Source organism: Streptomyces fuscigenes (assembly GCF_021556455.1).
GTDB classification, from domain to species: Bacteria; Actinomycetota; Actinomycetes; order Streptomycetales; family Streptomycetaceae; genus Streptomyces; species Streptomyces fuscigenes.
This window is the reverse complement of sequence record NZ_JAKGCV010000144.1, coordinates 1-12,419: the sequence shown is the minus strand read 5'-3', so window position 1 is coordinate 12,419 and position 12,419 is coordinate 1. Positions and strand designations below refer to the sequence as shown.

Genomic DNA, 12,419 nt, shown 5'->3' with positions numbered 1-12,419 from the left:
CCGCGTACGGGCTCCGCGGCCGCGGCCCGCCCCGCCCCGGGGCTCCCCCGGGCGGACACGCGCCGGAGCCGCGGCACGGTGACCCACCTCATATGTGACCTTCTCCGGTCCCGGCGCGCCGAGGCGGTCGGCGGGCACGGGCGGGGCGCCGGTGCCCGGGGACCGGCGGGCCGTCAGTTCCCGGCGCCGTCCGCCGTCTCGGCCGCCAGGCCGTCGCCGTTCTCGGCCTTCAGGAACAGGGCCCGGTGGCTGACCTGCACGCCGACCTCGCCGTGCAGCACCTTGAGCATGCCCTGCTCGACGCGGGTCACCTCGGGCGAGCACGCCATGCGCGTGGAGACGATGCGGCCGAACGTCACGGTGGAGCCGCTGATCCGGGCCGAGCCGTGGAAGCTGTTGCATCCGAGGCTGCCGCTGACCGTGCCGTCCTTGCCGAGGACGAAGCGGGCCCTGCCGGCCGCCTTTTCCGGCAGGCCGGTGGAGGACTTGAGGCCGGTGAGGGCCACGACCGTCCAATGGGTCCCGGTGAGCGGCGCGGCCGGCCGGGTGGTCAGCGTGACGCGGGTCCCCGGGTGCCGCCGCGAGGTCAGGACCAGGTTCCTGTCGTCGGCCGCGCTGCCGCTGACCGCGGCGGTGAGGGGGCCCTTGAACGCGTCGCCCACGGCCTCCTCGTACTGCTCCAGGAACATCGCGCAGCCGGTGAACGTCCTGTTCAGGCCGCCGACGACGGTGATCTCGTCACCCGCCACGCGGACCCGGCCGCTGTAGCCGTTGCAGCCGGTGCCCAGCGTGATGCGGCCGTCGGGCGAGATCTCCATCGTCGCCGCGGCCGGGACCGCCGGTTCTCTCCCCGCCACGGCCAGGCTGTCGACCTTCCAGCGCACCCCGGTCAGGGGCAGGTCGGTGCGGACCGGGCCGCCGCTGCTCGCGGCCGGGCCCGGGCTCGTCGGGGACTGTGCGCCGCAGGCGGCCGTGAGGGCCAGCAGTGCGGCGATCCCTGCTGTGGCGATCTGCTGCTTCTGCATATGTCTCGGACGATCCACCGGCGCACCCGGTTCCGCAACCGGACCGCGTGCTCACGCCGCGTGCGCACGCCCCGCGTCTCCCGCGCCCCACGAGGGCACGGCGTCCGGGCCGCTCCCGGCCGGGGGGCGGCCCGTCACCTGCCCGGCGGTCAGCTCATCAGGGGAAGCAGCTCGGAGAGGTCGGCCCGCTCGCCGCTGGCGCTGACCTGCCCCTCGGCGAGCGCCTCGTGCCAGGCCGACCGGCCCGTCGCGAGGCGCAGCCACACGAGCGGCTCGGTCTCGACCACGTTCGGCGGGGTGCCGCGCGTGTGCCGGGGCCCCTCGACGCACTGGACCACCGCGTACGGCGGGATGCGCACCTCCGTCGACGCGCCGGGAGCGCGCACGGCCAGGGCGTCGGCCAGCAGCCGGGTCGCGGTGGCGAGCGCCTGGGGGTCGAACGGCACGGACAGGCCGGCCGCGCGGTTCAGGTCGTCGGTGTGGACGACGAGTTCGACCGTGCGCGTCACCAGGTAGTCGGTGAGCGCCATCGGCCCGGCGGTCGTCGCGATCACGCGGTCGCCCGGCGCCTGGGGGATCAGCTCCGCCGCGCGGTCACCGACGACCGTGAACAGCTCGTCCGGCTCGCGTGCCGCGGCGAGCGCCTCCACGTTGTCGGCGATGGTGCTCGCCCGGGACGACGTGGAGAACGGCCAGTCCAGCAGCGGCACCGCGGGCTCCTGCGGGACCGGCGCCTCCAGGCCCCGGTTCACCGCCTCGACGGCCATGGTCAGATGGGCCGCGAGTTCTCTGACCGTCCAGGTGCCGAGGCCGGTCGGCAGCGCGAACCGGTCCGGCGGGAGGGCCCGTACGGCCTCCCGCGCGTGCTCGAACTGGGCGAGGAGAGCGGCACGCGTCCGCTCGTGGTCATAGCTGCGAAGACGCTTCTTGGCTGGCGGCACGGCACCGAGCGTAGCCGAGCCCGGCATCCTCGCACCCGGGTTCGTACGGCCCGCGGGCCCGGGATGCGAACCGCCCGCGCGGGGCTGGTTCGTGGCGCCCGCGGGCGGGCTCGGGGGCTGCGGGCTCGGCGGCCCGCGATTCCGGGGACGCCGGCGCGGGGCGGGCGAGCGGTGGGCCTGCGGGTCCGGCTCGCGCCGGCCGCCCCGCGCCGTCACCGCCGCGGGGGCGGCCTGGGCCCGTCAGGCCTCGCGGGGACGCTCGAACGTCAGGAGGAGTCCCTCGACCGCGCCCGGACCGATCCGCCCCTTCACGTCCGCCGCGGTGATGGCCTTCAGCGCCCAGCCCTCCTCCGCGTGCTTGTTCAGCGTCTTCTCCAGCTTGTCGCTGTCGAGGGCGTCGCCGATCAGCGACTCCCTGAACGTGACGACCTTGTACTCGAACATGGGGCGTTCCCCTCGCTCATGACCTGTCCGCACGGCGGGACGCGTGCGGCGCCCATCCCATCACGCCCGAAGGAGCCCCCGGGACACGGGAGTCGGCACGCGGGCGCGGGCACCGGCACGGCGGCACGCGGCCCGCCCCGCCGCCGCGCCCAGCGGTCCGGCAGCACGAAGGGCGGCCCGGGCGGGAGACGTTCGTCCCCGCCCGGGCCGCCCCGGAGCGCTTCGCCCGGCAGCCGGTCAGGCCAGCAGCGCCGGGATGGTCGCCTCGTGCGCGGAGCGCAGTTCGTCCAGCGGGACGGTGAACTCGCCCTGCACCTCGACGGCGTCGCCGTCGACCACGCCGATCCGCGTCACGGGCAGGCCGCGCGCGCCGCACATGTCGGTGAACCGCAGCTCCTCGCTGCGCGGCACGGAGACGACCGCGCGCCCCGCGGACTCGCTGAACAGCAGCGTGAACGCGTCCAGGCCGTCCGGCACGACCAGCCGGGCGCCATTGCCGCCCCGCAGGCACGACTCGGTGACCGCCTGGATCAGGCCGCCGTCGCTCAGGTCGTGCGCCGCGTCGATCATCCCGTCGCGGGAGGCCGACACGAGGATCTCGCCGAGCAGCTTCTCCCGGTCCAGGTCCACGGCCGGCGGCAGCCCGCCGAGGTGGTCGTGGACGGCCTGCGACCAGGCCGAGCCGCCGAACTCCTCGCGGGTGTCGCCCAGCAGGTAGAGCAGCTGGCCGTCCTGCGCGAACGCCATCGGCGTGCGCCGCGCCACGTCGTCGATCACGCCCAGTACGGACACGACCGGCGTCGGGTGGATCGCCGCCTCGCCCGTCTGGTTGTAGAGCGACACGTTGCCGCCGGTCACCGGCGTGCCCAGCTGGAGGCAGCCGTCGGCGATGCCGCGCACGGCCTCCGCGAACTGCCACATCACCGCGGGGTCCTCAGGCGAACCGAAGTTGAGGCAGTCCGAGACCGCCAGCGGACGGGCGCCCGAGGCGGCCACGTTGCGGTACGCCTCGGCCAGCGCGAGCTGCGCGCCGGTGTACGGGTCCAGCTTGGCGAAGCGGCCGTTGCCGTCGCTGGCCAGCGCGACACCGAGGCCGGTCTCCTCGTTGATCCGCACCATGCCGGAGTCCTCCGGCTGGGCGAGCACGGTGTTGCCCTGCACGAACCGGTCGTACTGGTCCGTGACCCACGCCTTCGACGCCTGGTTCGGCGAGCCGACCAGCGTGAGCACCTGGGCGCGCAGCTCCGCGCCGTCCGCCGGGCGCGGCAGCTTGCCCGCGTCGTCCGCCTGGAGCGCGTCCTGCCACTCGGGGCGCGCGTAGGGGCGCTCGTAGACCGGGCCCTCGTGGGCGACCGTGCGCGGGTCGACGTCGACGATCTTCTCGCCGTGCCAGAAGATCTCCAGCCGGTCGCCGTCGGTGACCTCGCCGACGACCGTGGCGATGACGTCCCACTTCTCGCAGATCGCGAGGAAGCGCTCGACCTTGGCCTCCTCGACGACCGCGCACATGCGCTCCTGCGACTCGCTCATGAGGATCTCCTCGGGCGAGAGCGTGGAGTCGCGCAGCGGGACGTCATCGAGCTCGACGCGCATGCCGCCGGAGCCGTTCGACGCAAGCTCGCTCGTCGCGCAGGACAGGCCGGCCGCGCCGAGGTCCTGGATGCCGACGACCAGCTTCTCGGCGAACGCCTCCAGGGTGCACTCGATGAGCAGCTTCTCCTGGAACGGGTCGCCGACCTGGACCGCGGGGCGCTTCGACGGCTTCGTCGCGTCGAACGTCTCGGAGGCCAGGATGGACGCGCCGCCGATGCCGTCGCCGCCCGTGCGGGCCCCGTACAGCACGATCTTGTTGCCGGCGCCGGACGCCTTCGCCAGGTGGATGTCCTCGTGCCGCATCACGCCGATCGCGCCGGCGTTGACGAGGGGGTTGCCCTGGTAGCAGGCGTCGAAGACGAGCTCGCCGCCGATGTTCGGCAGGCCGAGGCTGTTGCCGTAGCCGCCGATGCCCGCGACGACCCCGGGCAGCACGCGCTTCGTGTCGGGGTGGTCGGCCGCGCCCATGCGCAGCGGGTCGACGACGGCGACCGGGCGGGCGCCCATGGCGATGATGTCGCGGACGATGCCGCCGACACCCGTGGCCGCGCCCTGGTAGGGCTCGACGTACGACGGGTGGTTGTGCGACTCGACCTTGAAGGTGACCGCGTAGCCCTCGCCGACGTCGACGACGCCCGCGTTCTCGCCGATGCCGACCAGCATCGCGTCGTTCGCGGGCACCTTGTCGCCGAACTGCCGCAGGTGCACCTTGCTGCTCTTGTACGAGCAGTGCTCGGACCACATGACCGAGTACATGGCGAGCTCGGCGCCGGTCGGGCGGCGGCCGAGGATCTCCCGCACGCGGGCGTACTCGTCCTCCTTGAGGCCGAGTTCCTTCCAGGGCTGATCGACGTCGGGCGTCCTGCTCGCGTTGTCGACTGTGTCGAGGCTCATGAGGCGGTTACCAGCTTCTTGAGGATCGAGGTGAAGAATCCCAGGCCGTCGGTGCCGCCCGTGCCGACCAGCGGCTCGACGGCGTGCTCGGGGTGCGGCATGAGGCCCACGACGTTGCCCGCGGCGTTGGTGATGCCCGCGATGTCGCGCAGGGAGCCGTTGGGGTTGCCGTCCGCGTAGCGGAAGGCGACGCGGCCCTCCGCCTCCAGCTCGTCGAGCGCGTGCTCGTCGGCGACGTAGCGGCCGTCGATGTTCTTCAGCGGGACGCTGATCTCCTGGCCGGCCGTGTAGTCGCGGGTCCAGGCCGTCTCCGCGTTCTCCACGCGCAGCTTCTGGTCCTTGCACACGAAGTGGAGGTGGTTGTTGCGCAGCATCGCGCCGGGCAGCAGATGCGTCTCGGTGAGGATCTGGAAGCCGTTGCAGATGCCGAGCACCGGCATGCCCTCGCGGGCCTGCTCGATGATCTGCCCCATCACCGGCGAGAAGCGGGCGATGGCGCCGGCGCGCAGGTAGTCGCCGTAGCTGAAGCCGCCGGCGAGCACGACCGCGTCGACCTGCTTGAGGTCCTTGTCGCGGTGCCACAGGGAGACGGGCTCGGCACCCGCGATGCGCGCGGCACGCAGCGCGTCGCGGTCGTCGAGCGTCCCCGGGAAGGTGACGACTCCGATGCGGGCGGTCACTTCGCCGGCTCCGCGACCTGAGCGGACTCCTCGACCTTCACGGCGAAGTCCTCGATCACGGTGTTGGCGAGGAACGTTTCGGCCAGCTCGTGGATTCGGGCGAGGGCGGCTTCGTCCACCGGCCCCTCCACCTCCAGCTCGAAACGCTTTCCCTGGCGGACGTCGGCGATGCCCTCGAATCCCAGCCGGGGCAGCGCGCGCTGTACGGCCTGTCCCTGCGGGTCGAGGATCTCCGGCTTGAGCATGACGTCGACTACGACGCGTGCCACTGGCACTCCCGGTGGTGTGGTGCGGGCTGTGTTCGCTGTGTGTTCTTCGGGGGGAGGCCCCGGACTCCCCGGGGCGTCTCCCCCGACAGGGAATCTCCAGGGAATCCCCCTCGACCCCCCGAGCCCCTTCAGCGTACCCGCACCGAGAATCTACGCGGGTAGATAACGCAGGTCACAGATCATCCGGCGACCGGGGCGCGGATCCCCGCGGAACGCGGCGCAGGACCCCCGCGGACCACGGCACCGACGCCCCGGAGCGCAGGGCGCCGACCGCCCCCGGGGCGGGCGGCGGACGGCACGCGGAGCGGGTCGAAGTTCCCTTGCGGATATGGCAGGCGAAGCGCGGAGCGGCCCGACCGGGAAACCCCGTAACGGGCGCCCGGAAAAACCATGACCGCCATTCACCCTTCACGGCGGGACACGCTGAGACAATTGCCCGGGCTTCACAATGCCGCCCCTTTAGCTGTACAAAGGAATACAGCAAAAAACAACATTGTCCGAGAACAGCCGGAAGACCGGTATCGCCGCACGTCAGCCCGGCACGCACGCGGGCCGGGGCGCCGCGGTGCCGCAGGAAAGGACCGATGTCCGTGGCGCAGCGCGTAGTGGTCACTCTCTCCGACGACATCGATGGCGGAGAAGCGGCGGAAACGGTCGCGTTCGGTCTTGACGGCAAGTCGTACGAGATCGACCTGAATCCCGCCAATGCGAAGAAACTGCGCAAGGCCCTGGCGCCGTACCTGGCCGCCGGCCGCAAGCAGACAAATGCCTCCAAGCGCGGCAAGGCGCGCGGTTCGTACCAGCACACGTCCCTCGATCCGGATCCGGCGGCGGTCCGCGCCTGGGCCCAGTCGCACAAGATGGACGTGCCCGCCAGGGGCCGCATCCCCAAGCGCGTCTACGAGGCGTTCCGCGAGGCCAGTTGAGCCCCGCGGCCGGCCCGGGCGCCCCGTCCGGGCCCTGGGCGCCCTCGATTTGCCATCCACCCCGGGTGATCGGCTAGAGTCTGGAACACGCCGAGGGGCAAGGCCGAAAGGCAAGAACCTCACGAAGCGTGCGGGTGTAGTTCAGTAGTAGAACGCCCCCTTTCCAAGGGGGAGGCGCAGTGTGCAATTCCTGTCACCCGCTCCGCATCGCTCTCCGACCACTCCGGTGGATCAGGTAGAGTGATGAGCACATCGGAAGTTCGATGTGTGCGGACGTGGCTCAGTTGGTAGAGCATCACCTTGCCAAGGTGAGGGTCGCGAGTTCGAATCTCGTCGTCCGCTCAATGATCAAAGGCCCCGGTCGAATCGACCGGGGCCTTTGTCGTGTGCGCTGCGCGGGTGCGCCTGGCGGGTGGAGGCTCGGTCCGGTGCAGGTGCATCTCTGGTGACCGGCACAGGTGCCGCTGTGATGACCGTCACGCCGGACCGTCGGCGAACCCCCCGGGCGCGGCGGGTCCCCCGACGCCGAGTCGAGCACCGCGCGGCGGGCGGGCCGGGGGCCGTCGCGGCGAGGCGCGGAGACCGAGGGCTCCCGCCGGGGGTCGGGGCGCGGAGCCCGGGCGACGGCGGGCGGCGGCCAGGCCGGGATGCGGCCGGGAGGCGGCCGGGCCCGGACGCGAACGAGGTTGGGTATAGTGGGGTGCGCGCCCAGGCGCCTGCGGACGTAGCTCAGCTGGTAGAGCGCAACCTTGCCAAGGTTGAGGTCGCGAGTTCGAACCTCGTCGTCCGCTCGTCAGAAGGCCCCCTCCCGATCGGGAAGGGGCCTTCTTCATGGGCCGGTACGGGCGTTGGAGCCGCCGGCGCCCACCGGCGTGGGGCACCCGGCGCCGGCGTGGGGCCGGGCGCCCACCGGCGTGGGCGCGGGACGTCGTGGCACCCGGCCGCCTTCGGGCTCCTCAGTTCCAGCTGGTGCCGGTGAGCCGCTCGTACGCCTCCAGGTACTTGGCCCGGGTCGCCTCGACGACCTCCTCCGGCAGCTCCGGCGGCGGCTGCTCGCCGTTGCGGTCCCACCCCGTGGAGTCCGACGTCAGCCAGTCACGGACGTACTGCTTGTCGTACGAGGGCTGCGCGTGGCCCGGCTCCCACTCCTCGGCCGGCCAGTAGCGAGACGAGTCCGAGGTGAGCACCTCGTCGGCCAGCACCAGGCGGTCGCCGTCGAAGCCGAACTCGAACTTGGTGTCGGCGAGGATGATGCCCCGGTCCCGGGCCACGTCGCGGGCGCGCGCGTAGATGTCGAGCGTCGTACGGCGCAGTTGCGCGGCCGTCTCGGCGCCGACCTGGCGCGCGACCTCCTCGTACGACACGTTCTCGTCGTGGTCGCCGACGTCGGCCTTGGTGGCCGGGGTGAAGATCGGGGCCGGCAGTTCGGAGCCGTCCACGAGGCCCTCGGGCAGCGCCAGACCGCAGACCGTGCGGGTCTCGCGGTACTCGGCGAGTCCCGAACCCGTCAGGAACCCGCGCGCGACGCACTCCACCGGAACCATCTCCAGCTGCGTGCAGACGAGCGTGCGTCCCTCCCAGTCCCCGGGGGCGCCCTCGGGGACGTCGGTGGAGATCACGTGGTTCGGCACGATGTCGGTGAGGCGGTCGAACCACCACAGCGACATCTGCGTGAGGATCCTGCCCTTGTCCGGGATCCGCGTGGGCAGCACCCAGTCGTAGACGGAGATGCGGTCCGTCGCGACCATGACGAGGTCGCCGGCCTCGTTGCGGTAGAGGTCGCGGACCTTGCCCGTGTGCAGGTGCCGCAGACCCGGAACCTCGACGGGTTCGGGTTTCTCCACGAATCCGGCCATGTCCGTCCGCCCTTCTCTGTGATCCCCTGGTCGGGTCCCGGTGTCGGAGTCCCGCCCGCGCCGTTGCGGTCCGGGCCGAGGGAGCCCCGTCCACTCGGCCGCGCGCCCGGCGCTCACCCGGATCCCCGGTGATCGGTGCGATCACTCCCCCGATTCTCCCGCACTCGCGCAGCTCGGCGGTCCCCAGGGTGAGGACGCCGGAGGACACGGAGGCCCGGGGGCGGCCTGGGACGGCCTGGGACGGCCTGGGACGACCTGGGAAGGCGGGCCGAGGCGGGGTTGGTCGGGAAAGCAGACAGGGATGGGAGAGAGGACGGGGAGGGGGATTGGGGGTGGGGACGGGGAAGCGGGCGGGGACGGGGATGCGGCCCGGGTCGGCCGGTCAGTCGCGCTTGTCGGCCGGTCAGTCGCCGCGCTTGTCGGTCGGTCAGTCGCCGCGCTTGTCGGTCGGTCAGTCGCGCTTGCAGATGCGGTCGAGCAGATTGGCCGTCGCCCGCTGGATGCGCGAGTCGACATGGCCAGGCCGGTCCAGCGCCGGCGACCACGCGAACGTGCCGGACGCGAAGACCAGCGCGCCTGACGGCGCCCGGTAGAGCGACGTCTCCTGGTGCCGCGGCGCCCGCTCGCTGTCGCGGTACGCGGAGTGGGCGAGCAGGATGCGGTCCTCGTGGTCGGGCAGCGGTGCTCTGGGAAAGTACCGGTCGGCCTCGCCCGCGACGAGCCCCTCGATCCGGTCGCCCTCGACGGCGCCGGACGCCTCCCACAACCAGTGGTCCACGTTCCTGACGACGAGCGGATGGGGCTCCGGCACCCGGCCCGCGTACTGGATGCCGATGATCTGCTGCTCCGGCACGTCCACCTCCCGCCACAGCGACGGCTTCCCCGGGTTGCGCCGCTTGCGGCAGGTCAGCAGCCTGTCCGGCACCCCCGAGGCGGACGGGCCCAACTCCACCTGCCAGTACATCGTGTTGGCGGAGAGGAAGACGAGCGAAGTGCCGATGTCCCGGGCCCGCTCCACGGTGCGGCGCATCGGGACGGACCAGTACTCGTCGTGCCCGGGGAAGACCAGGCCCCGGTAGCGCGACGGGTCGACGCGGCCCGCGTGCAGGTCCCGCGTGTCCGCGTAGGCGAGGTCGTAGCCGTACCGCTCGGCCCAGCGGATGAAGTCGTACGCGTGGCCGACGTGCAGCGGCAGCCCGGCGCCCGCGTACGGGCGGTCGAAGGAGACCGTCACGGCGGCGTCCTGCTCCCCCAGCAGCCGGCCCTGCTCGTCCCACGCGTGGTAGAGGCTCGCGCCCGTCCGGCCGTCCTCCGGATAGAGGTTGTACGCCTGCCAGGTCAGGTCGGGCAGGAGGAGGAGCAGATCGGCGGGGTGGTCGTCCCGGACGGTGAAGGGCACGTGCGACCGGTGGCCGTCCGCGGTGGTCAGCACAGCCACATAGGCGCCCGCCGACCAGTACGAGGGCACCTGCAGCCGCCACGACAGCCACCAGTGGTGGCAGGAGACCGTGCGGTCGGCGGTGAGCGGCGGGGGCTGGACGATGCCCGACAGCCTCGGGCTCGTAATGATCTTCCGGGCGCCCTCGCCGTTGTAGTGGCCGATCCGGTAGACGTCGACCGAGAACTCCTGCGGTGGGTCCACCGTCACGTGGAAGTCCAGCGCCTCACCCGGCGCGACCGCGCCGCCGGACACGAAGCCCTTGATCTGGCGGCGCACGTCGTCCGCCGTCCGGGGGCCGCCGCGGGCTCGCCCGAGGTCGGGGTCGGCGTACCAGGGGACGACGTGACCCGTGTCGTCGAAGTAGTTCTCACTGCCGCGGAGCCAGGGCAGCGGCCCCTGGCCGAAGGGGTCGGTGACCGCGTGTGCGAGCGCGCCCGACTCCCACCGCCGGATGTGGTCCGCCCCCATCGTGCGCTCCTTCTTCGTGCCCCCTTTGCGCGCGGCGCTGGGGACCGCGAGCACGTCGGTGGCACGACCTGTCGGGCGCCGGCTGTCAGCGCCGACCCCCAGCACATCACATAACGCATGCGGCCCGTCACCGATCGTCGCTAATTGACGCGAGCGGACGCGCCAATTACGGAGGAGAGTGGGGGGTTTGGTAGGTACTGGGGCGATTGGTGTTGCTGGGAGGGCAGTTCAGGCGCGAACGAGGCACACGGGCCGTCGCGCGTCTCCCCCGGACGTCACCGTGCCGCGCCGCGTTCACCCCGGCGCGCCGGCGGCCGGCGGGGCGCGAGGGGCTGGGGCAAGGGCGCGGGCCGGGGAGGGGGCGACGGGGGCGACGGGTCGGGCGGGGCAATCGGACGGGGGCAAGGGGTCAGGGGCAAGGGGTCAGGGGCAAGGGGTCAGGGGCAAGGGGTCGGTGAGGCCGACGGGCCGGCGGGCGCGGTGTGGGAACGAGCGGAGAGGGTCGGAGCCGTCCGATTCGGGAGCCGTGCGGTTCGGGCGCCGGGCGGTTCGGGAGCCGCCCAGTTCGGGCGCCGGGCGGCACGGGAACTGGGCGGTACGGGAACTGGGCGGTACGGGAACTGGGCGGTACGGGAACTGGGCGTTAAGGGAGCCGGACGATGCGGGGGTCGGGCCGGTACGGGAAACCGGCCGATACGGGGATCCGGCCGATACGGGACGGCCACGCCGGGGCGGACTCGCCGGGTGACCGCGCCCGCACTGCGGGGGGGCATGCGGACGCCCCGGTGACCGACCGGACTTCAGACGAGGCGGACCGGCTTCTCCGGCCTCACGCCCAGGGAGGCGAGCCACGAGCGGAGCGGGCCGGGATCGCCGTCCTCGACCAGGCTGTGCACGGGACCGGTGAGGTCCGTGTGACGTTCGCCGCGTACGAGAAGGGTGGGGCCGTCGAGCCAGTCGAGCCCCGGGTTCGCGCCGGCCGTGTCCACGGCCGAGCAGCAGACCATCGCGGTGACGTGGTCCGCCAGCAGGTCCCGGCCCGTACGGGGCGGCTGGAGCGGTACGAGCGGCAGCGAGTCCGTGGCCCGAGCGGAACGCCCGCCCGACCCGGCCGCGTCGGCGTGCGACACCGCCGCCTCGCGGGCGATCTCCGCGCTGATGCAGGCCGCGAGGGCGTCCGCCGCGGTGTCGCCCTCCGCCCGCCCCCTCGCGTAATCTTCGGCCCCTACAGGGCCGTTGCCCGCGGTGCCGACCGCTCTCAGGTCAAGGCCGCGACCGCCCGCGGTCGATGGTCCCGCCCCCTCCGCACTCTCCGGCCCCTCTGGCAGAGCCTTTGAGTCCGCCCCCTCCGGCCCGGCCGCCCTCTCCCCTCCGGTGGGCTCCGAGAGGCCCTCCGGCCACTCCGCTCCGTCCGGGCCCGCCTGAGCCTGCGACTCCGCTCCGTCCGGGCCCACCTGAGCCTGCGACTCCGCTCCGTCCGGGCCCGCCTGAGCCTGCGACTCCGGTCCGTCGTGCCCGCCGGGGACCGGCGACGTGCCACCGCCGTCGCCCGGCACGATCCCGTCCGCGAAATCCGTGCCCCGCTGGTGCTGGTCCTCGTGCCGGTCCCGGTCGTCTCCGTGGTCCCGGTCCTGCTGGCGGCCCCCGGCGTGGTCGTCCCCCCGGCCTCCGCCGTCTCCCTGGTCCCGGCTCTCGCTCAGCCCGTCGGCTGCCTCCGCCGCGGCCGCCTCGATCTCCTCAAGTCCCCGGGGCACGACGGGCAGGGAGTCGTCGGCGGGGTCGCCCAGCAGGGCGCCGGGGTCCGCGGGCACCGTGCCGCCCGTCCCCCTCGCCCGGGCGTCGCGCGGCGAGCCGCCCGCGTGCTGGCCGCCCACGCGGCCGG

At 73.2% G+C, this 12,419-nt stretch carries 9 protein-coding genes, 3 tRNA genes and 1 pseudogene; 4 read left to right on the top strand and 9 right to left on the bottom strand.

Annotation, left to right across the window (positions count from 1 at the left end):
• Positions 1-173: 173 nt before the first annotated feature.
• The 6 genes from L1885_RS14215 to purS form a co-directional block, all read right to left on the bottom strand.
• Entirely contained in the window at positions 174-1,025 is an 852-nt protein-coding gene (locus L1885_RS14215; RefSeq protein WP_235797458.1) for an META domain-containing protein, read from the bottom strand.
• A 149-nt stretch (positions 1,026-1,174) separates the two neighbouring features.
• Positions 1,175-1,966, bottom strand: a complete 792-nt coding sequence (locus L1885_RS14210) for a maleylpyruvate isomerase family mycothiol-dependent enzyme (RefSeq protein ID WP_235797457.1) — start codon at positions 1,964-1,966, stop codon at positions 1,175-1,177.
• A gap of 240 nt (positions 1,967-2,206) precedes the next feature.
• The gene (locus tag L1885_RS14205) at positions 2,207-2,410 is read right to left on the bottom strand and encodes a DUF4177 domain-containing protein (RefSeq protein WP_235797456.1); all 204 of its coding nucleotides are present in this window, start codon (positions 2,408-2,410) and stop codon (positions 2,207-2,209) included.
• 237 nt (positions 2,411-2,647) lie between these two features.
• Positions 2,648-4,897, bottom strand: a complete 2,250-nt coding sequence (purL, locus tag L1885_RS14200) for a phosphoribosylformylglycinamidine synthase subunit PurL (protein WP_235797455.1) — start codon at positions 4,895-4,897, stop codon at positions 2,648-2,650.
• Positions 4,894-5,577 (bottom strand): phosphoribosylformylglycinamidine synthase subunit PurQ, encoded by a 684-nt coding sequence (gene purQ, locus L1885_RS14195; RefSeq protein ID WP_235797454.1) that lies wholly within the window; start codon positions 5,575-5,577, stop codon positions 4,894-4,896. The genes purL and purQ overlap by 4 nt, the downstream gene beginning before the upstream one ends.
• Entirely contained in the window at positions 5,574-5,846 is a 273-nt protein-coding gene (purS, locus tag L1885_RS14190) for a phosphoribosylformylglycinamidine synthase subunit PurS (protein ID WP_235797453.1), read from the bottom strand. Before purS ends, purQ begins: the two co-directional genes overlap by 4 nt.
• Before the next feature lie 590 nt (positions 5,847-6,436).
• Here purS and L1885_RS14185 point away from each other — a divergent pair.
• The 4 genes from L1885_RS14185 (at position 6,437) to L1885_RS14170 (ending at position 7,563) form a co-directional block, all read left to right on the top strand.
• Positions 6,437-6,772, top strand: a complete 336-nt coding sequence (locus L1885_RS14185) for a histone-like nucleoid-structuring protein Lsr2 (protein WP_235797452.1) — start codon at positions 6,437-6,439, stop codon at positions 6,770-6,772.
• Positions 6,773-6,902: 130 nt separating this feature from the next.
• Positions 6,903-6,974, top strand: a tRNA-Gly gene (locus tag L1885_RS14180).
• 67 nt (positions 6,975-7,041) lie between these two features.
• Positions 7,042-7,114, top strand: a tRNA-Gly gene (locus tag L1885_RS14175).
• Positions 7,115-7,490: 376 nt separating this feature from the next.
• Positions 7,491-7,563: transfer RNA gene (locus L1885_RS14170), tRNA-Gly, on the top strand.
• 165 nt (positions 7,564-7,728) lie between these two features.
• Here L1885_RS14170 and L1885_RS14165 read toward each other — a convergent pair.
• From L1885_RS14165 to L1885_RS14155, 3 genes and pseudogenes are all read right to left on the bottom strand, one after another.
• Positions 7,729-8,628: a phosphoribosylaminoimidazolesuccinocarboxamide synthase gene (locus tag L1885_RS14165; protein WP_235797451.1), complete on the bottom strand. Its 900-nt coding sequence runs from the start codon at positions 8,626-8,628 to the stop codon at positions 7,729-7,731.
• Positions 8,629-9,079: 451 nt separating this feature from the next.
• Entirely contained in the window at positions 9,080-10,537 is a 1,458-nt protein-coding gene (locus L1885_RS14160; RefSeq protein ID WP_235797450.1) for a N,N-dimethylformamidase beta subunit family domain-containing protein, read from the bottom strand.
• An 800-nt stretch (positions 10,538-11,337) separates the two neighbouring features.
• Positions 11,338-12,419 (bottom strand): annotated as a pseudogene (locus L1885_RS14155) (hypothetical protein); the annotation flags it as partial.

What these genes read in the sequence shown, in the direction of transcription:
- L1885_RS14160 (WP_235797450.1), bottom strand. Translation starts at nt 10,537, where the DNA reads ATGGGGGCGGACCACATCCGGCGGTGGGAGTCGGGCGCGCTCGCACAC.
- purL (WP_235797455.1), bottom strand. Translation starts at nt 4,897, where the DNA reads ATGAGCCTCGACACAGTCGACAACGCGAGCAGGACGCCCGACGTCGAT.
- L1885_RS14215 (WP_235797458.1), bottom strand. Translation starts at nt 1,025, where the DNA reads ATGCAGAAGCAGCAGATCGCCACAGCAGGGATCGCCGCACTGCTGGCC.
- L1885_RS14165 (WP_235797451.1), bottom strand. Translation starts at nt 8,628, where the DNA reads ATGGCCGGATTCGTGGAGAAACCCGAACCCGTCGAGGTTCCGGGTCTG.
- L1885_RS14205 (WP_235797456.1), bottom strand. Translation starts at nt 2,410, where the DNA reads ATGTTCGAGTACAAGGTCGTCACGTTCAGGGAGTCGCTGATCGGCGAC.